The sequence below is a fragment of the Caulobacter mirabilis genome (assembly GCF_002749615.1).
Taxonomy (GTDB): Bacteria; Pseudomonadota; Alphaproteobacteria; order Caulobacterales; family Caulobacteraceae; genus Caulobacter; species Caulobacter mirabilis.
Map to the genome: position 1 here is coordinate 338,665 of NZ_CP024201.1, position 22,895 is coordinate 361,559.

26 protein-coding genes are annotated in these 22,895 nt (G+C 69.7%); 8 read left to right on the forward strand and 18 right to left on the reverse strand.

What is annotated here, in order from left to right; genetic code table 11:
* Nucleotides 1–22 precede the first annotated feature (22 nt).
* The 3 genes from atpD to CSW64_RS01665 all read left to right on the forward strand — a co-directional run bounded on the left by atpD (nt 23) and on the right by CSW64_RS01665 (nt 2,668).
* The gene (gene atpD / locus CSW64_RS01655; protein WP_099620463.1) at nt 23–1,645 is read left to right on the forward strand and encodes a F0F1 ATP synthase subunit beta; all 1,623 of its coding nucleotides are present in this window, start codon (nt 23–25) and stop codon (nt 1,643–1,645) included.
* 3 nt (nt 1,646–1,648) lie between these two features.
* The gene (locus CSW64_RS01660; protein ID WP_099620464.1) at nt 1,649–1,909 is read left to right on the forward strand and encodes an ATP synthase F1 subunit epsilon; all 261 of its coding nucleotides are present in this window, start codon (nt 1,649–1,651) and stop codon (nt 1,907–1,909) included.
* A 111-nt stretch (nt 1,910–2,020) separates the two neighbouring features.
* Nucleotides 2,021–2,668 carry a hypothetical protein gene (locus CSW64_RS01665; protein WP_099620465.1) on the forward strand — a complete coding sequence of 216 codons (648 nt, stop codon included), beginning with the start codon at nt 2,021–2,023 and terminating at the stop codon, nt 2,666–2,668.
* A 338-nt stretch (nt 2,669–3,006) separates the two neighbouring features.
* Here CSW64_RS01665 and CSW64_RS01670 read toward each other — a convergent pair whose 3' ends face one another.
* From CSW64_RS01670 to obgE, 13 genes are all read right to left on the reverse strand, one after another.
* Entirely contained in the window at nt 3,007–3,756 is a 750-nt protein-coding gene (locus CSW64_RS01670; RefSeq protein ID WP_099620466.1) for an alpha/beta fold hydrolase, read from the reverse strand.
* A gap of 61 nt (nt 3,757–3,817) precedes the next feature.
* Nucleotides 3,818–4,981 carry an alpha/beta hydrolase gene (locus CSW64_RS01675; protein WP_099620467.1) on the reverse strand — a complete coding sequence of 388 codons (1,164 nt, stop codon included), beginning with the start codon at nt 4,979–4,981 and terminating at the stop codon, nt 3,818–3,820.
* Between the two features lie 48 nt (nt 4,982–5,029).
* Nucleotides 5,030–5,500: an RNA pyrophosphohydrolase gene (locus CSW64_RS01680; RefSeq protein WP_099620468.1), complete on the reverse strand. Its 471-nt coding sequence runs from the start codon at nt 5,498–5,500 to the stop codon at nt 5,030–5,032.
* Nucleotides 5,497–6,678, reverse strand: a complete 1,182-nt coding sequence (locus CSW64_RS01685; RefSeq protein ID WP_099620469.1) for a divergent polysaccharide deacetylase family protein — start codon at nt 6,676–6,678, stop codon at nt 5,497–5,499. Before CSW64_RS01685 ends, CSW64_RS01680 begins: the two co-directional genes overlap by 4 nt.
* A gap of 56 nt (nt 6,679–6,734) precedes the next feature.
* Nucleotides 6,735–8,150 (reverse strand): S41 family peptidase, encoded by a 1,416-nt coding sequence (locus tag CSW64_RS01690; protein ID WP_099624073.1) that lies wholly within the window; start codon nt 8,148–8,150, stop codon nt 6,735–6,737.
* A gap of 70 nt (nt 8,151–8,220) precedes the next feature.
* Nucleotides 8,221–9,294 (reverse strand): murein hydrolase activator EnvC family protein, encoded by a 1,074-nt coding sequence (locus tag CSW64_RS01695; RefSeq protein WP_099624074.1) that lies wholly within the window; start codon nt 9,292–9,294, stop codon nt 8,221–8,223.
* 14 nt (nt 9,295–9,308) lie between these two features.
* On the reverse strand, nt 9,309–9,773 hold the full coding sequence (rlmH, locus tag CSW64_RS01700; protein ID WP_099620470.1) for a 23S rRNA (pseudouridine(1915)-N(3))-methyltransferase RlmH: 465 nt from the start codon (nt 9,771–9,773) through the stop codon (nt 9,309–9,311).
* 112 nt (nt 9,774–9,885) lie between these two features.
* Nucleotides 9,886–10,278 carry a ribosome silencing factor gene (rsfS, locus tag CSW64_RS01705; protein ID WP_172448427.1) on the reverse strand — a complete coding sequence of 131 codons (393 nt, stop codon included), beginning with the start codon at nt 10,276–10,278 and terminating at the stop codon, nt 9,886–9,888.
* 95 nt (nt 10,279–10,373) lie between these two features.
* Nucleotides 10,374–11,027 (reverse strand): nicotinate-nucleotide adenylyltransferase, encoded by a 654-nt coding sequence (locus tag CSW64_RS01710; protein WP_099620471.1) that lies wholly within the window; start codon nt 11,025–11,027, stop codon nt 10,374–10,376.
* On the reverse strand, nt 10,993–12,267 hold the full coding sequence (locus tag CSW64_RS01715; RefSeq protein ID WP_099620472.1) for a glutamate-5-semialdehyde dehydrogenase: 1,275 nt from the start codon (nt 12,265–12,267) through the stop codon (nt 10,993–10,995). The genes CSW64_RS01710 and CSW64_RS01715 overlap by 35 nt, the downstream gene beginning before the upstream one ends.
* A 70-nt stretch (nt 12,268–12,337) precedes the next feature.
* Nucleotides 12,338–13,468 carry a glutamate 5-kinase gene (gene proB, locus CSW64_RS01720; protein ID WP_099620473.1) on the reverse strand — a complete coding sequence of 377 codons (1,131 nt, stop codon included), beginning with the start codon at nt 13,466–13,468 and terminating at the stop codon, nt 12,338–12,340.
* Nucleotides 13,469–13,470: 2 nt separating this feature from the next.
* Nucleotides 13,471–13,884: a hypothetical protein gene (locus CSW64_RS01725; RefSeq protein WP_150131301.1), complete on the reverse strand. Its 414-nt coding sequence runs from the start codon at nt 13,882–13,884 to the stop codon at nt 13,471–13,473.
* A 21-nt stretch (nt 13,885–13,905) separates the two neighbouring features.
* Complete coding sequence (gene obgE / locus CSW64_RS01730) at nt 13,906–14,958, reverse strand: GTPase ObgE (RefSeq protein ID WP_099620475.1); 1,053 nt, start codon at nt 14,956–14,958, stop codon at nt 13,906–13,908.
* Nucleotides 14,959–15,070: 112 nt separating this feature from the next.
* On the opposite strand from obgE, the gene CSW64_RS01735 reads away from it, so the two are divergent.
* Complete coding sequence (locus CSW64_RS01735; protein ID WP_172448428.1) at nt 15,071–15,706, forward strand: DsbA family protein; 636 nt, start codon at nt 15,071–15,073, stop codon at nt 15,704–15,706.
* Nucleotides 15,707–15,713: 7 nt separating this feature from the next.
* On the opposite strand, the gene CSW64_RS01740 is transcribed toward CSW64_RS01735, so the two are convergent.
* The 3 genes from CSW64_RS01740 to rplU form a co-directional block, all read right to left on the reverse strand.
* Entirely contained in the window at nt 15,714–16,247 is a 534-nt protein-coding gene (locus CSW64_RS01740; protein ID WP_099620477.1) for a GNAT family N-acetyltransferase, read from the reverse strand.
* 151 nt (nt 16,248–16,398) lie between these two features.
* Nucleotides 16,399–16,671: a 50S ribosomal protein L27 gene (gene rpmA / locus CSW64_RS01745; protein WP_099620478.1), complete on the reverse strand. Its 273-nt coding sequence runs from the start codon at nt 16,669–16,671 to the stop codon at nt 16,399–16,401.
* Nucleotides 16,672–16,702: 31 nt separating this feature from the next.
* The gene (gene rplU / locus CSW64_RS01750) at nt 16,703–17,263 is read right to left on the reverse strand and encodes a 50S ribosomal protein L21 (RefSeq protein WP_099620479.1); all 561 of its coding nucleotides are present in this window, start codon (nt 17,261–17,263) and stop codon (nt 16,703–16,705) included.
* A gap of 255 nt (nt 17,264–17,518) precedes the next feature.
* Here rplU and CSW64_RS01755 point away from each other — a divergent pair, with 255 nt between their 5' ends.
* From CSW64_RS01755 to CSW64_RS01765, 3 genes are all read left to right on the forward strand, one after another.
* A complete protein-coding gene (locus tag CSW64_RS01755; protein ID WP_099620480.1) occupies nt 17,519–18,604 on the forward strand; it encodes a class I SAM-dependent methyltransferase in 1,086 nt (361 codons plus the stop codon).
* Between the two features lie 63 nt (nt 18,605–18,667).
* Nucleotides 18,668–19,291, forward strand: a complete 624-nt coding sequence (locus tag CSW64_RS01760) for a hypothetical protein (RefSeq protein WP_099620481.1) — start codon at nt 18,668–18,670, stop codon at nt 19,289–19,291.
* Between the two features lie 44 nt (nt 19,292–19,335).
* Nucleotides 19,336–20,406: a CobW family GTP-binding protein gene (locus CSW64_RS01765; protein ID WP_099620482.1), complete on the forward strand. Its 1,071-nt coding sequence runs from the start codon at nt 19,336–19,338 to the stop codon at nt 20,404–20,406.
* Between the two features lie 190 nt (nt 20,407–20,596).
* On the opposite strand, the gene CSW64_RS01770 is transcribed toward CSW64_RS01765, so the two are convergent.
* Nucleotides 20,597–21,043, reverse strand: coding sequence for a biopolymer transporter ExbD (locus CSW64_RS01770; RefSeq protein WP_099620483.1), 447 nt, complete (start codon nt 21,041–21,043; stop codon nt 20,597–20,599).
* A gap of 163 nt (nt 21,044–21,206) precedes the next feature.
* On the opposite strand from CSW64_RS01770, the gene CSW64_RS01775 reads away from it, so the two are divergent.
* Complete coding sequence (locus CSW64_RS01775; protein WP_099620484.1) at nt 21,207–22,199, forward strand: WD40 repeat domain-containing protein; 993 nt, start codon at nt 21,207–21,209, stop codon at nt 22,197–22,199.
* 3 nt (nt 22,200–22,202) lie between these two features.
* Here the strand turns inward: CSW64_RS01775 and CSW64_RS01780 are convergent, their stop codons facing one another.
* Nucleotides 22,203–22,865 carry a nitroreductase gene (locus CSW64_RS01780; RefSeq protein ID WP_099620485.1) on the reverse strand — a complete coding sequence of 221 codons (663 nt, stop codon included), beginning with the start codon at nt 22,863–22,865 and terminating at the stop codon, nt 22,203–22,205.
* Nucleotides 22,866–22,895: the final 30 nt, after the last annotated feature.

Sequence of the window (22,895 nt, forward strand, 5' to 3'; positions counted from 1 at the left end):
GACCGTACGGAAGACCAGACCAATGGCCACCGCTCCGAAGAAGCCCGCCGCCGCCAAGGCCCCCAAGGCCGCCGCCGCTGCTCCGAAGGCCGCCGCCGCGGCCGCGCCGAAGGCGCCCGCCAAGAAGGCCGCGGCTCCGAAGGCCGCCGCCGCCAAGACCGCCGCGCCGAAGGCCGTCACGCCGGCCGCCGCCGGTCCGAAGGGCCGCATCGTTCAGGTCATCGGCGCCGTCGTCGACGTCGAGTTCGACGGCCACCTGCCGGCCATCCAGAACGCCCTGGAAACCAGCAACGTCGACCAGCGCTCGGGCGAGCCGTTCCGCCTGGTCCTGGAAGTCGCACAGCACCTGGGTGAGAACACCGTCCGCACGATCGCCATGGACACCACCGAGGGTCTGACCCGCGGCCAGGACGTGGTCGACACCGGCGCGGGCATCCGCGTTCCGGTCGGCCCGGGCACGCTCGGCCGCATCATGAACGTCATTGGCGAGCCGATCGACGAAGCCGGCCCGATCGACACCCAGACCTACAACGTCATCCACCGCGAAGCTCCGAGCTTCGAGGAACAGTCGACCTCGGCCGAAGTGCTGGTCACGGGCATCAAGGTCATCGACCTGATGTGCCCCTACACCAAGGGCGGCAAGATCGGCCTGTTCGGCGGCGCCGGCGTCGGCAAGACCGTGACGATGCAGGAGCTGATCAACAACATCGCCAAGGCGTACGGCGGCTACTCGGTGCTGGCCGGCGTGGGTGAGCGCACCCGCGAAGGCAACGACCTGTACCACGAGATGATCGAGTCCAACGTGAACGTGGACCCGAAGGCCAACAACGGCTCGACCGCCGGCTCCAAGTGCGCCCTGGTCTACGGCCAGATGAACGAGCCGCCGGGCGCCCGCGCCCGCGTCGCCCTGACCGGCCTGACCCAGGCCGAGTACTTCCGCGACGTGGAAGGCAAGGACGTGCTGCTGTTCGTCGACAACATCTTCCGCTTCACCCAGGCCGGCGCGGAAGTGTCGGCGCTGCTGGGCCGCATCCCGTCGGCCGTGGGCTATCAGCCCACCCTGGCCACCGAGATGGGCAACCTGCAGGAACGCATCACCTCGACCAACAAGGGTTCGATCACCTCGGTCCAGGCCATCTACGTTCCCGCCGACGACCTGACCGACCCGGCCCCGGCCGCCTCGTTCGCCCACCTGGACGCGACGACCGTTCTGAGCCGCGACATCGCCGCCCAGGCCATCTTCCCGGCCGTGGACCCGCTGGACTCCACCAGCCGGATCATGGACCCGCTGGTCATCGGTGAAGAGCACTACGCCGTCGCCCGTCAGACCCAGGAAATCCTGCAGCAGTACAAGCAGCTGAAGGACATCATCGCCATCCTGGGCATGGACGAGCTGTCGGAAGAGGACAAGCTGACCGTGGCCCGCGCCCGGAAGATCAGCCGCTTCCTGTCGCAGCCCTTCCACGTCGCCGAGCAGTTCACCAACACGCCCGGCGCCTTCGTCGAGCTGAAGGACACCATCCGCTCGTTCAAGGCGATCTGCGAAGGCGAGTACGACCATCTGCCGGAAGGCGCCTTCTACATGGTCGGCACGATCGAGGAAGCGGTCGCCAAGGCCGAAAAGATGGCCCTGGAAGCCGCCTAAGCCATGGCCGACAAGCTCCACTTCTCGCTGGTCGCGCCCGAGCGCGAAGTGTTCTCGGGCGAAGTCGACCGGGTTGACGCCCCGGGCGTCGAAGGCGACTTCGGCGTCCTGGCCGGCCACGCGCCGTTCATGACCGCGCTGCGCGAAGGCGTGGTGACGGTGGTCGACGGCGCCGGCTCCCGGACCTTCGAGATCCACGGCGGCTTCGCCGACGTGAACGCTCAAGGCCTGACCATCCTGGCCGAGCACGCGGTCGAGGCGTAAGCCTCGACCCCTGCCGGTCCCTATCTGCCGCAAAGCTGCGTCAAGAACGGCTTGCGAGGGAACGTCCGGCGGTTTTTAGTGCCGCCCATCGAGAAACAAGGGAAGTCCGACATGCGCCGTCTTGCGCTCCTGAGCCTCTCCGCCGCCATGGTCATGGCCTCGTCGGCCGTCGCCCAGGAACAGCCAGCGCCGGCTCCGGCCGCTGAACCGGCGCCCGCCGCGCAGGCCGCTCCGGTTCAGGATGGCGTCGCGCCGACCCCGCCGCCGGCCGAAGCCCCGGCGACCCCGCCGCCGCCGCCGCCGGCTCCGACCGATGTGACCTCGGTCGCCATCCTCGGCGCGCTCGACCGCGTCTGCCGCCCGCTCGTCGCCGGCGGCAACCTCGAGCAGCTGGCCAAGGCCAACGGCTTCAAGAAGAAGCGCGAGATGTGGTCCTGGGCCTACGCCAAGGGCTACCAGATGACCCTGCTGGCCTCGACGACCAACCCGAACGTCTGCACGCTCGAGATCGACTACCCGATCGACGGCCTGACCCCGGTCATCGTCGACCTGCACAACTGGGCCATGGCCCGCCAGTGGGCGCTGTATCGCAACGACAAGTACACCACGGACATGGAGCGTTCGACGCGGTCGTGGGAGCTGCGCGGCGAGACCCAGGACGAGGCCGTGGTGCTGATGAGCGTCCGCAAGGCCGACGGCACGCCGGTCTCGAAGAAGGCCGATCGCGCCGAGGTCCTCTACAGCCTGACCAAGCGCTGATCGGCGCCGGCCCTGACGGGGCGGCCTTGCCGCCCGCGTCAGGAGCAAGGCACGGCCTGAATCATCCTGGTCGTCGCCGGCCTCTTCGGGACGTCTGGACGGTCGGCCTCAAGTAGGCCGAGGGCTTCACCCCGCGCCTGTCGCCTGACTCGGTCTAGGCCGTATCGACATTCAGTCTGAGGGTATCCGTTTTCATCCGAAAGTCCTCGCGAAGGCGGGGACCCAAGCTGATCCTCAAAGTCTCCCCCGATCGACGAAGCCGCACAGTCGGCTTGGGTCCCCGCCTTCGCGGGGACATACGGTGATACAGGCGCATTCAAAGTGAATGTCGATCAGCTCTAGGCCGCCGCGCGGCGCTCCTCGGCCAGCCAGTCGAGACACAGGGCGGCCGCGTCCTGCCAGCCCGGCTCCGCCGGCAGCCAGTGGCTCATCCCCGACATCGTCACGAAGCGAGCGGCCAGGCGCTGGGCGGTCTGGCGCGCCGTGGCGGGCGGATGGATGACATCCTGCTCCCCCGCCAAGACCAGCGCGGGGGCGGCGATCCGGCCGACAGCGGTGGTCATGAACGGATCCAGCCACCAGTTCAGCGTCTGCCACAGGGCCAGGCCGCTCTCGGGCACCATCCGCGCGAAGGCGGCGTGGCGGTCTTCCCGCGCCATGCGGTCCAGGCTGAAGCGCTTGGCCAGGGCATAGTCGGGATCGATGGCCTGCAGCCAGTAGGGCCCGAGCGCGTAGAGGCTGACGGCGCTGATCGCCTCCTCCATGGTGCCGCCTGACACGCCCCAGGGCGGGGAGGGGGCCAGCAGGATCAGGGACGAGACCGGGGACCGCGCCGCCGCCAACTGGGCGACCAGTCCGCCGAGGGAATGCCCTATCAGGATCGGCGGTTCGGCTTGGGCCCGGCAGAGGTCCGCGACCGCGGCGGCGTACTCTTCCATGGAGCGTCCGGCGACGCCGCCGCCGGGCCCGTGACCGGGGAGGTCCGGAGTCAGCACGGCGTGGCCGGCCGCCTCGAACGGCTCTCGAAACTGATCGAACACCCAACCGGCGCAGAAGGCGCCGTGCACCATAATCACAGGCGCCGGCATGGAGCCCCTTTTCCCGATCCTTGCGGCGACGCTGCGTGGCGCCGCCCGTTCCTTCGGGACCTTACGATGATTTCGGCTTTCGAACAGTCGTTTTGGCCTTCGCCGCGGGCTTGGCCGGCGCTTTTGCCGCAGCCGCCTTGGCGGGGGCCTTCGCGACGGGTTTGGAGGCGGTCTTCGCCGGCGCTGCGGTCTTGGGCTTCGCCGGCGGCGCCTTGGGAGAAGGCTTGGGCTTGGGTTTGGCGGTTGGCGCGGCCTTCGCCGGAGGCGCCGCCTTGGCCGCCGACGCCGCAGCCGCCTTGGGAGCGGGCGCCGCCTTCGGTTTCGCCGCCTTCGGCTTCGCGGCCGTAGCCTTTGCCGCGGGAGCGGCCTCCGCCGGGGCTGCAGCTGGCGCGGCCTTCGACCTGGCCGGCGCGGCGGTCTTTGCGGCGGTCGGCTTGGCGGGGGTCAGGTCCTTCTTCTCCAGCCAGGCGGCGATGTCGGCGATGACCTGGTCGGTGCCGGGTTCATCCACGATCCAGTGGCCGTTCTCGGGATAGATGCGCAGCTCGCCGCCGACCCTGGCGTACTTCTCGCCGACCTTGCGGACGTCGCCGATCGGCGTGGCCCGATCCCGGCCGCCGCCGATCACCAGGATCGGGGCGGTGATGCGGTTCTCGTCGATGTAGGCCGTCTTGCTCGGGTCGCGATCAGGATAGGCGAGGTCCTCGTACACGCCGCCGCTGTCGTAGACGATGCCGGCATAGATCCCGGCATGCTTGGCCTGCGGGACGCAGTTCAGGACGCCCCAGGAAAAGCCGGTTTTCCAGATCTTGTGGGCTTTGGTCTCCGGCTTTCCGGAGAACAGGACGTTGGCGAAGGTGAAGGCCTGGGCGAACGACCCGCCGCTGCGAGCGCCCGCCGGGGAGGCCGGGGTGATCAGGACGCCGGCCCGACCGACGCCGCGCTCCAGGACCTTCTGCACCAGCAGCCCGCCCATGGAGTGGCCGAACAGCACCGGCGCGACGCCGGTCTCGGCCTCGATCGCCCGGGCCAGCGCCTCGACATCGTCGACATAGTCCTTGAGCCGAAGCTTGGGCAGGTCGGCCGGCGGGGCCTCGAGGGTCCGCTTGTCGGGGCGCAAGGTCGGCGTTTCGACGCGCCACCCCTTGTCGCGGAACGCCGGCGCCAGCCGAGAGAAGCCTTCGGCCGTGCCGCTTACGCCGTGCACCATGATTATCGTCGTCATCGGTCACCCCTCATCCGCCGCCCGGCGACCCGATGCGCGCGCCCCGCGCTACGGTCCGGCGAACTTTCCGAACGCGGCCGCCACCTGTTCGTAGGCCGCTCGCTTGAAAGGTATGATCAATCCGGGCGTTTCGTCGAGACGCCCCCAACGCCAGGCCTCGAACTCGACCTGATGATGGGCGTCCAGGCGGATCTCCGACTCCTCGCCGATGAACCGAAGGGCGAACCAGGCCTGCTTCTGGCCGATCCACTTGCCGAACTTTCGCGCCTCCGGGGGGAAGTCGTAGGCGATCCAGCCCTCGGTGCGACCCAGGTAGTCGACCGAGCGGACGCCGGTCTCCTCTTCCAGTTCGCGCAGGGCGGCGGCGTAGAGGTCCTCGCCCTTGTCGACGCCGCCCTGGGGAAACTGCCAGTTCCAGGGATCGGGCGTGTTGGCGCGCTTGCCAAGCCAGACGCGGCCGTCTGGGTGGAACAGCACGACGCCGACATTCGGGCGGTGATTGGGGTAGTCGTCGCTCATGACCGGCGGGTCAGGGCCGAAGCCGGGGCCAGCTGGAAGCCGCGGTCGGTCAGTCCCTGCGCCCAGCGCGCGGCTTCGTCGACGGTGACCGGATAGGCGAAGCCGGAGCCCAGCGCCTGGCCGCGCGCCCGGGCGGCGGCCTCCAGCGCGACGAGCTGGCGATTGATGGCTTCGGCCGACAAATCCTCGTCGATCACCCGGTCGGCGGAAGCGCGTCCCGCGCCGCCCCCGCGACCGGCGCTGCCGTCGTCGACAAAGGCCAGGCCGCGCTGCCGCAGCACGCCCGTGAAGGTGTTCATGGCCGACGGCGTCTCCATGAACCGCGACCCCAGATAGTTGGTCAGGCCGAAATAGCCGGTCGCCCGCGACAGCAGCCATTCGAGCTTGCGCGTGGTCTCCTCAGGGCGGCCGCCGGCGAGCAGGGTCATCGGGCCGGGGTCGTTCTGCGGATAGTCAGACGGCTCCATCGGCGCTTCCAGCAGTACCTCGTGGCCATTGGCGCGGGCCATGTCGATCCAGCCCTGCAGCCCTTCCGCGTAGGGAGCGAAGGACAGGGTCACTTCCGGCGGCAGGGTCTCGATGGCGCGCCGGGTGAGCGCGGCGTTGAGGCCGAGGCCGCCGACGACCAGGGCGACGCGCGGCTTGCCGTTGGGCGTGAAGGGACGGGCGTAGGCCTCGGCCGGCGTCCGTCCGTCGGCGCCGATGATCGGCAGCGGCGCGCCGCCCGGGCCGGGCGCGATGAGGCCGGCGATGGGGGCGGCCGCGAGCGGCGAGCCTGGGCTGACCGGCGCCGCGGCCCCGCCGGGCAGGGTGATGACGGCGGAGCCGGAAATCGGCGGGGCGTCGCCGAGCGGCGCTTCCGACAGGGCGTAGACACTGGAAGTGAGGGGCGCCTCGCCCTCGGTCGGCGGCGTCAGCCCTTCACGCCAGCCGGGCAGGGCCACGCCCTGCTCGGCGGCCTGGGTCAGGGAGATGCGAACCATCGGCGCGCCGGCCTTCGGATCGCCGGTCAGCAGGACCAGGGTCGCCAGGGTGAGCAGGAACAGCAGGCCGGCGCCGCCGGCGCCGAGGTAGGGGTTCTTGATCGCCGACAAGGCCAGGACGCGCGCCTGTTCGAGCCGACCGGTCACGGCGGCGGCGGGAGCGGCGTTGGCGGTGATGGGCTTCTTGGAAAACATCGGCGAGGTCGGCGGGACAGTCCCCGCCAACCTCGCCGTTTATGGTTAATGAAGCCCTATTTGGCGTCTTCGCGCGGCTGCACCTTGCCGTCGACGACGGCGACGCGCGGGGCCGGCTTGGGCAGCTTGGGCGTGGCCGCGACGGAGCCGTTGCGCAGCACGTCGAGCGCGCGTTGCAGCTGGAAGTCGCACTTCAGCTCAAGCGTCCGGGTCGTGCGCTTCTTGCAGCCGTCCTCGTCGAAGGTCGCCGGCGGCGCCTCGGCCGGGATATGGGCGCCGCGCCGGGTCTTGCCCTCGGCGGCGTCCAGGGCGTTGCGCAGCGAAGCCTCGCTGAACTGGATCGACTTCGTGGCGATGAACTCGGCCTGCTCGCGGGACGAGGCGACTTCCAGATCCGGCTCGATGCCGGTGCGCTGGATCGACTTGCCCGAGGGCGTGTAGTAGCGCGCGGTCGTCAGCTTGATCGCGCCGTCGGCCCCGCCGCGCAGCGGAATCACCGTCTGGACCGAGCCCTTGCCGAAGCTGGTCAGGCCGACGACTTCGGCGCGCTTGCGATCCTGCAGGGCGCCGGCGACGATTTCCGCCGCCGAGGCCGAGCCGTTGTTGATCAGCACCACCAGAGGCAGGCCCTTCAACATGTCGCCGGGGGGCAGCGCGTTGTAGCGTTCGATGTCGCGGGGATCACGGCCGCGCTGGCTGACCACCTCGCCGCCGTTCAGGAAGAGGCTGGACACGCCGACGGCCTGATCGAGCAGACCGCCAGGATTGTTGCGCAGGTCGAAGACCAGGCCCTTCATCTTCGGGTTCTTGGCCTGGAGGTCCTTGATCGCCGCGGAGACGTCGTCGGTGGCTTTCTCGTTGAAGCCGGACAGGCGCACATAGCCGTAGTCGCCTTCCAGGCGCGCGGTGACCGACTTGGGCTTGATGACCTCGCGGACCATCGGCACGTCGAACGGGTCGGCCTTCTCGCGCGCGATGGTCAGGGTGACCTTCTCGCCGGGCTTGCCGCGCATCAGCTTGACGGCGTCGTTGCTCGACATGCCGATGATGCTCTCGCCGTTGACGCCGGTGATGTAGTCGCCGGCCTGCAGGCCCGCGCGGTCGGCCGGCGTGCCGTCCATGGGCGCGACGATCTTCACGACGCCGTCCTCGCTGACGATCTCGATGCCCAGCCCGCCGTACTCGCCGCGGGTGGTGTCCTGCATGTCCTCGAAGCTGTCGGGCGCCAGGTAGCCGGAGTGCGGATCCAGGGAGCTGACCATGCCGTCCAGGGCGGCCTCGATCAGCTTCTTGTCGTCGACCGGCACGACATACTGGCGCTGGACGATCTCGACCACGTCGCCGAACAGCTCGAGCATGCGATAGGTCTGGGCGCGCGGCTGCGGCACCGCCTCGGCCCGCTGGCTGACGTAGGCCATGGCCCCGGCGCCGAGAACGAAGGCGCATGCGCCGATCAGCAGGTTCTTCTTCATCATCGCCCGACTGGGCTCCCTAAGCGGCGGTGAGCGCCGTTCTCGATACAAAGACCCGCCAGGGCCGAAATTAAGGCGTCGCCGCCTGCCTGCTCGCGCCGCTGTCCAGCCACGGGGTCGGATCGATCGGCGCGCCGGAGCGACGAAGCTCCAAGTAGAGCTCAGGTTCCGACCTTCCGCCATCCGACATCTTCCCGACAGGCGCGCCGGTTGCGACGGATTGTCCGGGGGAGACCGAAACCTCGCTCATGCCCGCCAGAACCAGATGGTAGGCGCCCGTGGTTCGCAAGATCAAGATGACGCCCCAGCCGGTCACGGGGCCCGCGAACTCCACCACGCCCTGGGCCGGGGCCAGGACCCGGCCGCCGGGTTCGGCGCGGAAGGCCAGGCCGTCGGACGCGCCGCCGCCCGGCGCCGGGGCCCGGAAGCGGCGGACCAGCGCGCCCGTCGGGCGGGCGATCGGGCCGGGCCCGGCGTCCGGACCCGCGACCCGTGGGAAGCTGTCGGCCAGCTGGCCGGGGCTGCCGGCGGCGCGGCCGGCCAGGAAGGCTTCGTCGGCGTAGCGCCGCTCGATGGCGGCCTGCTCGGCCATCAGCTTTTCGATCTCGCTCCAGCGGTCGGCGGCCATGCTTTCGGCGGTCAGGCGTTCGGCGTCGGCGGCCGCGGCCTGCCGGCGCAGCGCGGCGATCTCGCGCGCCTCGGCGGCGTAGCCCTTGGCGCGAGCCTCCAGCGCGGGGGTCATGGCGCGGATCAGGATGGCCGCCCGCACCGCGTCCCGGGCGTCCTGCGGGCTGACCAGCAGGGCCGGCGGCGGCTGGCGGCGGAACAGCTGCAGGGCGCCCAGCAGCCGCGCCAGGCGGTTGCGGTCGCGTCCCAGTTCCGCCGTCAGGGCGCTTTCGCGGACGTTCAGGGCGTCCAGCCGGGCTCGGGCGCCGGCGACATCGCGGCTGCTCTGGGCCTGGCGGCCGGCCAGGGTCTTCAGCTCCTCGCGCAGAGCCTGGATCTGCTGGCGGGCCTCTTCCTGTCCCGGCGGCGGGGCGATGCGGACCACCTGGGGCTGCTGGGCGGGCTCCTGCGCGACGCTGCCCGCCCCGCCGGCGGCGGCGAGGACGATGACGAGCGGCAGGGCGATGCGGCGGCGCATGCGCGAGGGATAGCTCAATCGCGGTGATACGGCGAGCCGGCCAGGATGGTCGCGGCGCGATAGACCTGCTCGGCCAGCATGGCGCGCGCCAGGGCGTGCGGCCAGGTCTGGGGGCCGAACGCCAGGGTCTCGTGGGCGGCCGCCAGGATCGACGGGTCGAGCCCGTCCGCGCCGCCGATGATCAGCACCAGCCGCCGCACGCCGTCGTCGCGTAGGCGGCCGATCTTCTCGGCGAAGGCGCGCGAGGTCCGCACCGCTCCGTGCTCGTCGCAAGCGATGACATGGGCGTCCTTGAGATGGGGCGACAGCACCTCGGCCTCGGCGGCCTTGCCGGGCTTGCGGGCCTCGACCTCGACCACCTCGACCGGGCCCAGGCCGAGCGAGCGGCCGGCCGCCGTGGCGCGCTCGGCATAGTCCTTCGCCAGCAGGGCTTCGGGCGCCCTTCCGAGACGATGGACGGTGAGGAGGGTGATCTTCATTGCGTGGTTCGAGACGCGGTCCTGGCGGACCGCTCCTCACCATGACGATCTCTGAGCGCGTCATCCTGAGGAGCGAGCTTCAAGCGAGCGTCTCGAAGGACGCAGGGAGTCGTCAGTTCTTCGCCGCGGTGATGTGCGGGGAGTCGACCGACCAGATCTTCTCGATGTTGTAGAAGCTGCGCACTTCCGGGCGGAACAGGTGGACCACCACATCGCCGGCGTCGATCAGGACCCAGTCGCAATGCGGCAAGCCTTCGACCCGCGCCTTGCCGTGGCCGGCTTCCTTCAGCGTCCGCAGAACGTGATCGGCCAGAGCGCCGACGTGACGGTGCGAACGGCCGGACGCCACGATCATGGTGTCGGCCATCGGGCTCTTGCCCTTGAGATCGATGAGAACGATGTCCTGCGCCTTGTCGTCGTCCAGGCGCGTCAGAATCAGATCTTCGAGCGAACCCACCTGTCGGGGTTCGTCGGTGGAAGCCCCGGACTGGGCTTCGTGCGCCATGGGCGCCAACTCGCGGTTCAGCGGAGTGCTCCTTGTTAGCCTCGCAAGCACCACCCCATAGCACGTCCGAGCGGGTTCGTCAGCGAATCAGAATCTCACGCCTTCCGGAGGCGTTCGCGCAGAGCCGTGGAGGACTGGAAATTGAACGGGCCGGGCAGGTAGACCCAGGCCGGGGTCTTGGCCCCGGGCAGCAGCTTGGCCTCCCGCGCCGGCCGCCGCGCGGCGGCGAAACGGCGGGCCGTCGGCGAGGTCTGGCTCTTCAATCCGGCCCAGGGGCGCGAGATCACCGCCACCGGCACCTCGTGCATCAGCTGGGTCCAGCCCTTCCAGCGGTGGAAGGAGGCCAGGCTGTCGGCGCCCATGATCCAGACGAAATGCACGCCGGGAAAGCGCTGCTTGAGGATCCGGACCGTGTCGATCGTGTACTGCGAGCCCATCCGCGTCTCGGCGTCGGAGATGATCATCCCCGGCCCACGCGCCTGGGCGCGGGCCCCGGCCATCCGCTCGGCGAGCGGGGCGGTCTCCTTGGAGGACTTCAGCGGGTTCTGCGGCGAGACCAGCCAGATGACATGGTCGAGATGCAGGCGCGTCATCGCCGTCTCGGCGACGTGGGCGTGCCCGTCGTGCGCCGGGTTGAAGGACCCGCCGTACAGGCCGACCCGCATGCCCGGCTTCAGGTCGAAGCCGAGCCGCAGGGCCCCCGGACGGCCGGCTTCAGGGACGAGTCTGGCCGGTCCCGCGAACCACATACTTGAACGTCGTGAGCTGCTCGGCCCCTACCGGGCCGCGGGCATGGAGTTTGTCGGTGGCGATGCCGATCTCGGCTCCGAAGCCGAACTCGCCGCCGTCGGCGAACTGGGTCGAGGCGTTGATCAGCACGATCGCCGAATCGACCAGGGCGGTGAAGCGTTCGGCCGTGGCGGCGTTCTCGGTGACGATGGCGTCGGTGTGGCCCGAGCCGTAGGAGGCGATGTGGGCGGCGGCGCCTTCGACCCCGTCGACCACGGCCACGGCGATGGTCGGGGCCAGGTATTCGGTGGTCCAGTCCTCGATCGTCGCGGCGGCCATCGTCGGCTCGATGGCGCGGGCGCGGGCGTCGCCGCGCAGTTCGCAGCCGGCCCTGATCAGGGCGTCGGCGACGGGCGGCAGCAGGCGTTCGGCCGCCTTGGCGTCGACCAGCAGGGTCTCGGCGGCGCCGCACACCGACACGCGCCGCATCTTGGCGTTCAGCACGATGTCGCGGGCCTTGGCGACATCGGCTTCGGCGTCGACATAGACGTGGTTCAGCCCTTCGAGGTGACCCAGGACCGGCGCGCGGGCCTCGGCCTGGACGCGGGCGACCAGACTCTTGCCGCCGCGCGGAATGATCAGGTCGATCGTACGGTCCAGGCCCGACAGGATATGGCCGACGGCCGCGCGGTCGCTGGTCTTCACCACCTGGACGCAGGCGGCCGGCAGGCCGGCGGCGGTCAGGCCCTTGGCTACGGCGGCGTGGAGCGCCTGGTTGGTCCGGATGCACTCCGACCCGCCGCGCAGGATCGCCGCGTTGCCCGAACGCACGCACAGGGCGGCCGCGTCCGCCGTCACGTTCGGGCGGCTCTCGTAGATGATGGCGATCACGCCGATCGGCGTCCGCACCCGGGCGATGTCCAGGCCGTTGGGCCGGGTCCAGCGGGCGGTCTCGACGCCGAGAGGGTCGGGAATGCCGGCCACGGCCTCGACGCCCTGGGCCACGCCTTCCAGGCGGCCGGCGTCCAGCATCATGCGGTCGATCATCGGCGCGGCCAGGCCGGCGTCGCGGGCGGCCGCCTGGTCGCGCTGGTTGGCGGCCAGGATGGCCTGGGCGTCGTCGCGGATGGCCTGGGCCATGGCGCGGATCGCGGCCGTGCGCTGCTCTGGCGTCGACAGGCGCAGGGCGCGCGCGCCCTCGCGGGCCGCCTGGCCCATCGCCGTCATCGTCGCCTGCAGGCTGACCGCTCCGTCGTCCATCGCTCCGTCCCCGGATATGCTCAGGATGAGCCTTAGCCCCTTTTCCCGGTCGACCGCAAACGCCTTGCGATCAGCGGTCGGCCATCGCCAGATCGTCGGCGTGAATCACCGGGCCCTCGGAATAGCCCAGCGCGGCCTCGATCGCGTCGCTGCGCAGGCCCAGGATGCGTTCCGCGTCGGCGGCGTCATAGCGGACCAGACCGCGGCCCAGCTCCCGGCCATCCTCGCCGCGGACGACCACCGCATCGCCCTTGCCGAAGCGGCCTTCGACCGCGCGGACCCCCGCCGCCAGCAGGCTCTTGCCGCTGCGCAGCGCCGTCGCGGCGCCGGCGTCGACGATCAGAACGCCCTGCGGCGCCAGGGAGCCGGCGATCCAGCCCTTGTAGGCCGCCGCGGCCGTGGTCGCGGGGGCGAAGACCGTCGCCGGCGCGCCGTCCTCGACCGCCTGCAACGGCTGCGGACGGCTGCCCAAGGTCACGATGGTGGCGCAGCCGGCGGCCCGGGCGATGCCGGCCGCGGCCAGCTTTGTGGCCATCCCGCCCGTGCCCACGCCCGCGCTGGCGTTGGCGCCGCCGGCCATCTCGATGATCTCGGGCGTCAGGGCCTCGACCCGCTCCAGCCGCTTGGCCGTCGGATCACGGCGCGGGTCGGCGGTATAGAGGCCGTCGATGTCGCTGAGCAGCACGAGGGCGTCGGCGCCGATCATCTGGGCGACGCGGGCGGCCAGGCGGTCGTTGTCGCCGTAGCGGATCTCCTCGGTGACGACGGTGTCGTTCTCATTGACCACCGGCACCACGCCTAGCGACAGCAGGGTCTCGACCGTCGCCCGGCCGTTCAGCCAGCGGCGGCGGACCTCGGTGTCGTCGCGGGTCATCAGCACCTGGGCCACGCCCACGCTATGCGGCTCGAACGCTTCCTCCCAGGCGCGCATGAGCAGGGACTGCCCGGCGGCGGCGGCGGCCTGCTTCTCGGGCAGGGTCAGGGCCTTGCGGGTCAGGCCCAGGCGTCGGCGGCCCAGGGCCACGGCGCCGGACGACACCACCAGCACCTGCTGACCGCGCGCGCGCAGCCGGGCGGCGTCGGCGGCGAAGGCCTTCAGCCAGGCATGGGCGGGGGCGCCCGCCTGGGCGTCGACCACCAGGGCCGAGCCGACCTTGACCACGACCCGCCGGGCGCGGGTCAGTTCATTGCCTGCAGCCATGGTCAGGAGGGCGTAAGTTCGTCGACGAACATCTGGCAGGCCGGCGGCGCGCCCGAGATGCGCCAGGTCTTGACCTTGCCCTGCTTGTCGAAGCCGATCGCCAGTACGCAGGTGGCGTCGGCGCCGGCGGTCAGGCAGCGCATCTGGCCCGAGGCGTCGATGCCGCAGCCGACCGCCTCCGCGCGGCGCAGCCAGAAGACGGCCTCGCCGTCGGCCGCGGTCTTGGTGCTTTGGGAGAGGCCGAGCTTGCCGCGCAGCGGATCGCCGGACTTGCCGCGCCAGGTCTCCATAAGAGCCTCGAGCCGGGCGGCCACGGGATCGACCGGCGCGGGCGCTGGCGCAGCGGCGGGAGCAGGGGGCGGGACGGCCGCCGGCTCAGCCAGAAGCAGCAGTGCAGCGAACGTGGCCAGGAGCATGGCGGCTTCCCCCAAATGGCGTCAGAGCGGCGACCAGTCGGCCGACGGTTCGTCGTCGGCCTCGGCCGCGGCTTCCTCTCCGCGGTGGCGTCGAATTTCGACGTAGGCGGCGCGGAGCAGGTCTTGCACGCCCTCGCCGGAGACCCCGGAAATCAGCCGGGGCTTCCTGCCCGCGGCCGCTTCCAGTTCGTCCGACTTCCACTGGCGCAGTTCCTCGTCCAGGGCGTCGACCTTGTTCAGCGCCAGGATCTCGGCCCGGTCCGCCAGGCCCTCGCCATAGGCTTCCAGCTCGCCGCGGATCGTCCGGTAGGCGCCGGCGATGTCGTCCTGGGTGGCGTCGACGAGGTGGATCAGCACGCCCGCGCGCTCGACGTGGCCCAGGAAGCGGGTGCCCAGGCCGGCGCCTTCCGACGCGCCTTCAATGAGGCCCGGGATGTCGGCGATGACGAAGCGTTCCTCGCTGGTCAGGTCGACGATGCCCAGGTTCGGAACCAGGGTCGTGAAGGGATAGTCGGCGATCTTCGGCTTGGCGGCGCTGACCGCGGCCAGGAAGGTCGACTTGCCGGCGTTCGGCAAGCCGACCAGGCCGGCGTCGGCGATCAGCTTCAGCCGCAGCCAGATCCACTTCTCCTCGCCCGGCTGGCCGGGGTTGGCGTGCTTGGGCGCTTGGTTGATCGGGCCCTTGAAACGGTCGTTGCCCCAGCCGCCGTTGCCGCCCTTGGCCAGCAGATAGCGCATGCCGGCATGATCCAGGTCGACGATCAGGGTCTCCTTGTCCTCCTCCAGCACCTGGGTGCCGACGGGGACTTTCAGGACCATGTCGGCGCCGGCCGCGCCGTGGCGGTTGCGGCCCATGCCGTGGACGCCGGTCTCGGCCTTGAAATGCTGCTGGTACCGGTAGTCGATGAGGGTGTTCAGCCCTTCGACCGCTTCGATCCAGACGTCGCCGCCCGAGCCGCCGTCGCCGCCGTCGGGACCGCCGTACTCGATGTACTTCTCGCGCCGGAACGACACAGCGCCGCCGCCGCCGTTGCCGGAGCGGATGAAGATCTTGCACTGGTCGAGGAATTTCATCGCGTCCTTATGAGGCAAGGGGGGCGTCAGGAAAGGGCCGGCTCTTCCCTCCATGGTGGAAACCGGCCTAGATGCGGTCCGAACGGCTACCGATGGTCGAGGGGAAGTGTGCATGGCGTCGCGGCGTACATATCTGGCGGGCCTTACGGCCTTGGCCCTGCTTCCGGCCGGGACGGTCCTGGCCCAGGCCAAGTCGCCCGTCCGCCCGGATGACATGACCCTGGGCAATCCGAAGGCCAAGGTCGTGGTCGTGGAGTACGCGTCGCTGTCCTGCCCGCACTGCGCGGCCTTCCACAAGAGCGTCTTCCCGGCCTTCCGCAAGAAGTACATCGACAGCGGCAAGGTGCTGTTCGTGTTCCGGGAGTTCGTCACCCCGCCGCCCCAGCTGGCGATACCGGCGACGATGCTGGCCCGCTGCGCCGGCAAGCAGAACTACTTCACCGTGGTCGAGCGCGTGTTCGCCGCTCAGGACGGCATCTACAAGGATGGCACGATCGAGGGTCTGCAGAAGACCCTCAAGGGCATCGGCGCCGGGGTCGGGGTCGACGAAAAGCGCTACGACGCCTGCATGAACGATCAGGCCGCGTTCGACGCCCTGAAGGCACGCATCGAGACCGCCAGCAACCTGGACGGCGTCCGCGGGACTCCGACCTTCTACGTCAACGGCGTGCTGGTGAAGCAGACCGCGGGGGAGATGGATCTCGCCACGCTGGACAAGGCCATCGCCGCCGCCGCCAAGCGGAAGTAGACCCTCCTCAGGCAAGCCAGACCATCATCCGCGACGGCGCGGTCCCGCCCCGCGCGCGCGAGGCCAGCTGGCGGACTTCGCCGGTGTAGAGGAAGCCGGCCTTGACCAGCACGCCGCCCGAGGCCGGGTTGTCGGCGAAATGGCCTGCGATGATCATCCGCTTGCGCCATTCCCGCCCTGCCCAGGCCAGGCCGCCCTGCAGGGCCTCCGTGGCGATCCCACGACCCCACCAGGCCTTGCCGACCGAGTAGCCGACCTCGGCGTAGCCCTCGGCTGACGGGAAGAAATGGAGATTGCCGACCACGCCCTGGTCCTCCAGTTCGATCAGGAACACGCGCTCCGTCCGAGGGTCGGCGGCCATGGCGCGGACGACGAAGTCCTCGGCGTCGGCCGACGTGTAGGGGTGGGGCATCCGGGCCGTCATTCTGGCGACGTCGAGGTCGTTCAGCAGGGCCGCGATGCGGGGCGCATCCTCAATGACCGGCGCGCGCAGCGCCAGCCGCCGTGTCTCGATGGTCGGGGAAACCTCGATCATGCACATGGTCGACCTCCCTGGCCGTCCCCCGTGTCTTTCCTGTGTCCGGGGGCAGGGCCTGAAATGCAAAGCGGGGAGCCCGGCGTCCGGACTCCCCGCTAGGAATTTCATGTCCGGATCGCCTGATGTCGGGCGATCCGGGAAGTTCCAGGATCGCCTATTCGGCGGCCTGGAGCTGGGTCGGAACGACCGTCGCGTAGGTGCGGTTGTTGCGCTTGGTTACGAACTTCACGGCGCCGTTCACCAGAGCGAAGAGGGTATGGTCCTTGCCCATGCCCACGTTGTCGCCCGGCCAGAACTTCGTGCCGCGCTGACGGATGATGATGTTGCCGGCGTCGACGGCTTCGCCGCCGAACTTCTTCACGCCGAGACGGCGGCCAGCCGAATCGCGGCCGTTGCGCGAGGAGCCGCCAGATTTTTTGTGAGCCATGGTGCTCTCCTATCCTCTAGAGGCGCCGCCCTTAGGCTTCGCCGTCTTCCTTCTTGGCGGCGGCCTTCTTCGGCGCGGCCTTCTTGGCGGGGGCGGCTTCGCCCTCGGCCTTGGCTTCAGCCTTCTTCGGCGCGGCCTTCTTGGCCGGAGCGGCCTTGGCTTCCGGAGCCGGAGCGGCTTCGGCGGCGACCGGCGCGGCGATCTTCAGGTTGCGCGAGCGGGCGTTCAGCTCGGCCTTGGTGGTCAGCGAGACCGTGCCGTCCCACTTCTCGGTCTTGCCGGCGCCGGCGATCGAGGTCACGCGCAGGACCGTCTCGGTCTGGCGGTGACCGCGCGTGCGGCGGTAGCCCTGGCGACGGATCTTCTTGAAGATCTTCACCTTCTCGCCCTTGCGGGTCTCGATCAGCGTCGCGCTGACCGAAGCGCCGTCCACGAGGGGAGCGCCCACGGTGACCGCGTCGCCGTCGCCCAGCATCAGGACTTCGCCGAACGCGACGTCCGCACCCGGCTCACCGGCCAGCTTTTCGACAACGAGCACGTCGCCCGGTTGGACCCGGTATTGCTTGCCGCCGGTCTTGATCACCGCGTACATCGGTTATCGCCTTGAAATTCTGTGTGTTCGCAAAATAGGCCGCGCCCGCGGGACGGGCCTGCGGGCGAGGGGCCGGACTTATACAGCCGAGCGCCCATGAGTCAACGGCGGTCAGGCGCCTTTCAACCCTGATGCAGTGGTTCGCCGCGCGCGCGGGGTCTATATCCTCACATCACAGTTGTCCTGATGAGTTGATCGGCGCGCCGATCGCTCCGGGGGGACGCGCCGGTCGACCTTCGCAAGAAGGAGGCGCCCATGAGCGCGACCAACGGCCTTCGCCCCGTTCCCCCCGATCCCGAAAAGCTCGAAGCCTTCATGGGCAAGATGGTCGGCGACATGGGAGCGGCCATTTCCGCCGCCCTCGTTCTGATCGGTGATCGCACCGGGCTGTACCGAGGATTGGCCGAGCGCGGTCCCTCGACCTCCGCCGAGTTGGCCGCCCATACCGGCACGACCGAGCGCTACGTCCGGGAATGGCTCGCCGCTCAGGCGGCGGCCGGCTACATCGAATACGACAAGGCCGGCGGGCGCTTCTTCATGACCCCGGAACAGGCCATGGTCTTCGCCGACGAGGGCGGTCCGGCCTTCATGGCCGGCGGTTTCGAGGTCCTGCAGGCCGTCTTTCTCGATGAGCCGAAGGTCACGGCGGCCTTCGGGTCGGGAAAGGGCGTCGGCTGGCATGAGCACAGCCAATGCCTGTTCCGAGGCACCGAGCGCTTCTTCCGGCCCGGCTACAACGCCAATCTGGTGTCCTCCTGGATTCCGGCGCTGGACGGGGTGGAGGCTCGCCTGAAGGCGGGCGCCCGGGTGGCCGACATCGGTTGCGGCCACGGCGCCTCGACGGTGCTGATGGCCCAGGCCTATCCGCGGTCGCGCTTCTATGGCTTCGACTACCATGCGCCGTCGATCGAACGGGCCAGGGCCGCGGCGGAAGAGGCCGGCGTCGCGGACCGCTGCGAGTTCGAGGTCGCCTCGGCCCAGGATTTCCCGGGCGCGGACTACGACATGGCGGCCATCTTCGACGCCCTGCACGACATGGGCGACCCGGTCGGCGCCTCGCGACATATTCGCGAGACCCTGAAGCCGGACGGGACCTGGCTGCTGGTCGAGCCGTTCGCCAACGACGACCTGGGCGACAACCTCAATCCGGTCGGGCGGCTGTTCTATTCGGCCTCGACCATGATCTGCACGCCGGCCTCGCTGAGCCAGGAGGTGGGGCTGGGGCTGGGCGCCCAGGCCGGCGAGGCGCGCCTGCGCAAGGTCACGGAGGAGGCGGGGTTCACCCATTTTCGCCGGGCCGCGGAGACGCCCTTCAACCTGGTGTTCGAGGTTCGGGCTTAGAGTTCCGGCGTCGGCCATACGATTCGGCTCGACTGTTACAATATAACATGTCATAGAGCCTTCGTGACCTCGACGCTCTTCGCCTCCATCGCCGCCACCGGCTTCGCCGTCGCCTTCCTGCATGCGGCGCTGCCCACCCACTGGCTGCCGTTCGTGCTGGTCGGCCGCGGCCAGAACTGGTCGGCGGGCAAGACCTTGGGCGTCACGGCCCTGGCCGGGATCGGCCACGTGGCCTTCACCATCGTCCTGGGTCTGCTCGTGGTCACCGCCGGTCTGGTCGCCCTGCCGACGCTGGGCGAGTGGTTCCACTGGATCGTCGGCGGCCTGCTGGTCGCGCTGGGTCTCTTCTATCTGTTCCGGCACCATCAGCACCGGAAGAGCGCCCAGCCGCGCAAGTACGTCTCGGACCGGGCCGCCATGGCGGGACTCTTCGTCCTGCTGGCGCTGTCGCCCTGCGAGGCCTTCCTGCCGGTCTATCTGGCCGGGGTGAAGCATGGCTGGGGCGCCTTCGCCCTGCTCAGCCTGATCCTGCTGCTGGCCACGGCCGCGGGCATGCTGATCTTCACCGGCCTGAGCCTGGCCGGGGCCAATCGCCTGAAGCTCGAGGCGCTGGAGAAGTACGAGCAGGCGATCCTCGGCGGGGCGCTCATCCTGCTCGGCCTGGCGGTGATGGTGTTCGAGGCCTGACGCGCCGTTTGTCAGGACCCGCCGCCGACACTATCTAGGCGGCCATGACCGATACCGCTTCCGTCGCCAAGACGCCCGTCACCGTCCTCACCGGCTACCTCGGCGCCGGCAAGACCACGCTGCTGAACCGCATCCTCACCGAGGATCACGGCAAGCGCTACGCCGTGATCGTCAACGAGTTCGGCGAGGTGGGCATCGACAACGACCTGGTCGTCGGCGCGGACGAGGAAGTGTTCGAGATGAACAACGGCTGCGTCTGCTGCACGGTGCGCGGCGACCTGATCCGCGTCGTCTCGGGCCTCATGAAGCGCAAGGGTGGTTTCGACGCCATCGTGGTCGAGACCACGGGCCTGGCCGATCCGGGCCCGGTGGCCCAGACCTTCTTCGTCGACGACGACGTGAAGGCCAAGACGCGGCTGGACTCGGTGACCACGGTCGTGGACGCCAAACACCTGCCGCTGCGCCTGGCCGACAGCAGGGAAGCGGTCGAGCAGATCGCCTTCGCCGACCAGATCCTGCTGAACAAGACCGATCTGGTCTCGCCGGAGGAGCTGGCCTCGGTCGAGGCCCAGATCCGCCGCATCAACCCGCTGGCCCCGATCCACAAGACCCAGCGCTCGGCCGTGCCGCTGGACGCCATCCTGGGCCGCGGCGGCTTCGATCTCGATCGCATCGTCGAGATCGAACCCGAGTTCCTCAACCCCGCCCATGGCGAGCCGGGCCATGTCCATGACGAGGATTGCGACCATGATCACGACCATCATCATCACGACCATGATCACGGCCATCATGATCATGCGCACGACCATGTCGCCGAAGCCGGCATCCGCGGGATCTCGCTGACCAGCGAGAAGCCGCTCGATGGCATCAAGATCACCAACTGGCTGAACCAGCTGCTGCAGGACAAGGGTCCCGACATCCTGCGGGCCAAGGGCATCCTGGACATCAAGGGCGAGAACCGCCGCCTGGTGTTCCAGGCCGTGCACATGATTCTCGAGGGCGACTACCAACGCGACTGGAAGGACGGCGAGCGCCGCTACAGCCGCATGGTCTTCATCGGCCGCGACCTGGACGAGGCGGCGCTGAAGGCCGGCTTCGAGGGCTGCGTGGCTTAGCGGTTTTCCTCCCCCATCGGGGGAGGGGAACCATCCGCAGGATGGTGGAGGGGGCCAAAGGCCGTAGACCCTCTCCACCATGCTTCGCATGGTCCCCCTCTCCCGATGGGAGAGGATCCAACGGTCAAAAAGCAAAAGGGCCGGTGGTCATCCACCGGCCCTTCGCATGTCTGGAGCGGTCGCTCGGCGACTACTCGATGTCTTCGTTGATCAGGCCGATCTTGAAGTAGCCGTTCTCCTGGAGAACGTTCAGGACCGCCATGAACTGCTCGTACTGCACGTCGGCGTCGGCGCGGACGAACACGCGCTCTTCCTGGAAGTTGCCGGTGACGCCCTTCTGGGCCATCGCGGCCGGGATGTCGGCGGACAGGTTTTCCAGGCGGGTCTGCTTGTCGGCGATGAACAGGGCGCCCGACTTCTGGATCGAGATGAAGACCGGTTCCTTCGGCTTCACGTTGTCCGGGTTCGGCACCGCCGGCGGAAGGTCGATCGCGATCGACACCGTCGCCATCGGCGCGGCCACCATGAAGATGATCAGCAGCACGAGCATGACGTCCACGAACGGCGTCACGTTGATTTCGCTGTTCTGGCCGAGGTCGTACTTCTTGCCGCCGCCGCCGCCGAGCTTCGCACCCATACCGGACACACTCCCAAATATCGCGGGTCCGCGAGGGCGGCCCTGTCTCATTCAGGCCACCCATTACGCGGATGTGGCCGCTTGTAAAGCCTGACTCTCGCCGAACACGAAAGAGCGCGTCCGGCTGGGCAAACCGAGGGCCGGCGCTGTAAACGACCGGACCATGACCTTCGATTTCGACGCCTATGTGACCGCCGCCCGCTTCGACAAAGCCGGCCGAGCGGCGTTCGCCCTCGGAGACGGGACCGTTCGCCTCGTCCTGGACCAGGGATTCGCCACTGTCGAAGCGCACGATGGCGCGGTGTTGTCGTCCGCCGACCATCCCTCCGGCGCTGGGCTGCTGACCGGTGGTGATGACGGCCGCGTGGTCTGGACCCGGTTGGAGGGCGACGAGGTGGCCGCTTCCGAGGTCGCATCGGTGAAGGGGCGGTGGATCGACGCGGTCGCCGCCAGCAGCGATTCGGGCCTGATCGCCTTCTCGGCCGGCCGCGATCTGCATGTGCGCGACGTGAAGGACGCCGCCTTCGCCCGGACCTTCACCCATGAGAAGTCGATCGCCGACGTCGCCTTCGACGCCAAGGGCCGTCGGCTGGCCGCGGCGACCTATGGCGGCGCGGCCTTGTGGTACGCCCGGATCGAGAGCCAGAAGCCCGTGTTCCTGAAGTGGGCGGGCGCCCATTCGGTCGTGGCCTGGAGCCCCGACGGCAAGTTCCTGATGAGCGCGATGCAGGAGAACAGCCTGCACGGCTGGAAGATCGCCGACGAGAAGAACCTGCGCATGGGCGGCTATCCGGCCAAGGTGAAGAGCATGGCCTTCCTGGCCGGCGGCGCGATGATGGCCACCAGCGGCTCGCACGGCGCGGTGATCTGGCCCTTCTCCGGCTCGACCGGCCCGATGGGCAAGGAAGCCGCGGAGATCGGCTTCGAGCAGTCGGCCATGGTGGTGCGGGTGGCGGCGACGCCGGCGAGCACGATCGTCGCGGCCGGGCTGGACGACGGCCGGGTCTGGGCGGCGGATCTGAAGAGCGGCCGCATCGACACCCTCAAGGCGGAGAAGGGCGCGGCGATCAGCGCCCTCGCCATCACCCCCGACGGTCGTCGCATCGCCTGGGGCGACGAGGACGGCGCGGCGGGGATCGTGATGCGGGAAGGCTAGGGCTCAGTCGAAGCCCTGCATTTCCGCCCAGACCTCGAACGGGTCGCGACGGGTGCGAAGGCTGTTGATCGGCGCCGCCTCGTCGGCCCAGCCCATGGCCATGCCGGAGAACAGCATGTGGTCCTCCGGCAGGCCGATGAAATCGCCGACCGTCTTGGGATAGCGCGCCCAGAACTCCTGGGCGCAGGTGGCCAGGCCCCGCTCGACGGCCAGCAGCATCACGGTCTGCATGTACATGCCGACGTCGGCCCACTGCGGCTTGCCCAGGTTGCGGTCGAGGCTGAAGAACAGGCCGACCGGCGCGCCGAAGAACTGGGTGTTCTTGAACAGCTGGCGCAGCCGGGCGGGCTTGTCCTCGCGCGGGATGCCGATGGTGGCGTAGAGGTCCTCGCCGCACTGGAACCGGCGAGTGCGGAACGGGTCCCACAGCTCGGGCGGATAGACGTCGTACTCCGGCTCCTCGCCGGCCAGGTTGGCGGCGACCTTGGCCTTGAGCTCTTCCAGCGGGCCGCGGGCGAGGGCGTGGACGCGCCACGGCTGCAGGTTGCCGCCCGAGGGCGCGCGCTGCGCCAGCTCCAGGATCTCCCGGACCAGCGCGCCCGGGACCGGGTCCGGCTTGAAGGCCCGGACGGAGACGCGACGCTGGACGGCCTCGGTGACGTTCATGGAAAGACGCTTTCGCTGGGCGACAGATTC

Bases quoted from the DNA above. Each gene is read 5' to 3' on its own strand.
- CSW64_RS01775 (WP_099620484.1), top strand. From the start codon at position 21,207: ATGACCTTCGATTTCGACGCCTATGTGACCGCCGCCCGCTTCGACAAA.
- CSW64_RS01765 (WP_099620482.1), top strand. From the start codon at position 19,336: ATGACCGATACCGCTTCCGTCGCCAAGACGCCCGTCACCGTCCTCACC.
- CSW64_RS01670 (WP_099620466.1), bottom strand. From the start codon at position 3,756: ATGCCGGCGCCTGTGATTATGGTGCACGGCGCCTTCTGCGCCGGTTGG.
- CSW64_RS01690 (WP_099624073.1), bottom strand. From the start codon at position 8,150: ATGAAGAAGAACCTGCTGATCGGCGCATGCGCCTTCGTTCTCGGCGCC.
- CSW64_RS01780 (WP_099620485.1), bottom strand. From the start codon at position 22,865: ATGAACGTCACCGAGGCCGTCCAGCGTCGCGTCTCCGTCCGGGCCTTC.
- CSW64_RS01660 (WP_099620464.1), top strand. From the start codon at position 1,649: ATGGCCGACAAGCTCCACTTCTCGCTGGTCGCGCCCGAGCGCGAAGTG.
- CSW64_RS01715 (WP_099620472.1), bottom strand. From the start codon at position 12,267: ATGGACGACGGAGCGGTCAGCCTGCAGGCGACGATGACGGCGATGGGC.
- rplU (WP_099620479.1), bottom strand. From the start codon at position 17,263: ATGTACGCGGTGATCAAGACCGGCGGCAAGCAATACCGGGTCCAACCG.
- CSW64_RS01685 (WP_099620469.1), bottom strand. From the start codon at position 6,678: ATGTTTTCCAAGAAGCCCATCACCGCCAACGCCGCTCCCGCCGCCGCC.
- CSW64_RS01665 (WP_099620465.1), top strand. From the start codon at position 2,021: ATGCGCCGTCTTGCGCTCCTGAGCCTCTCCGCCGCCATGGTCATGGCC.
- CSW64_RS01735 (WP_172448428.1), top strand. From the start codon at position 15,071: ATGGCGTCGCGGCGTACATATCTGGCGGGCCTTACGGCCTTGGCCCTG.
- rpmA (WP_099620478.1), bottom strand. From the start codon at position 16,671: ATGGCTCACAAAAAATCTGGCGGCTCCTCGCGCAACGGCCGCGATTCG.
- atpD (WP_099620463.1), top strand. From the start codon at position 23: ATGGCCACCGCTCCGAAGAAGCCCGCCGCCGCCAAGGCCCCCAAGGCC.
- proB (WP_099620473.1), bottom strand. From the start codon at position 13,468: ATGGCTGCAGGCAATGAACTGACCCGCGCCCGGCGGGTCGTGGTCAAG.
- obgE (WP_099620475.1), bottom strand. From the start codon at position 14,958: ATGAAATTCCTCGACCAGTGCAAGATCTTCATCCGCTCCGGCAACGGC.
- CSW64_RS01755 (WP_099620480.1), top strand. From the start codon at position 17,519: ATGAGCGCGACCAACGGCCTTCGCCCCGTTCCCCCCGATCCCGAAAAG.
- CSW64_RS01725 (WP_150131301.1), bottom strand. From the start codon at position 13,884: ATGCTCCTGGCCACGTTCGCTGCACTGCTGCTTCTGGCTGAGCCGGCG.
- CSW64_RS01710 (WP_099620471.1), bottom strand. From the start codon at position 11,027: ATGTGGTTCGCGGGACCGGCCAGACTCGTCCCTGAAGCCGGCCGTCCG.
- CSW64_RS01740 (WP_099620477.1), bottom strand. From the start codon at position 16,247: ATGTGCATGATCGAGGTTTCCCCGACCATCGAGACACGGCGGCTGGCG.
- CSW64_RS01695 (WP_099624074.1), bottom strand. From the start codon at position 9,294: ATGCGCCGCCGCATCGCCCTGCCGCTCGTCATCGTCCTCGCCGCCGCC.
- CSW64_RS01680 (WP_099620468.1), bottom strand. From the start codon at position 5,500: ATGAGCGACGACTACCCCAATCACCGCCCGAATGTCGGCGTCGTGCTG.
- CSW64_RS01770 (WP_099620483.1), bottom strand. From the start codon at position 21,043: ATGGGTGCGAAGCTCGGCGGCGGCGGCGGCAAGAAGTACGACCTCGGC.
- rsfS (WP_172448427.1), bottom strand. From the start codon at position 10,278: ATGGCGCACGAAGCCCAGTCCGGGGCTTCCACCGACGAACCCCGACAG.
- CSW64_RS01675 (WP_099620467.1), bottom strand. From the start codon at position 4,981: ATGACGACGATAATCATGGTGCACGGCGTAAGCGGCACGGCCGAAGGC.
- rlmH (WP_099620470.1), bottom strand. From the start codon at position 9,773: ATGAAGATCACCCTCCTCACCGTCCATCGTCTCGGAAGGGCGCCCGAA.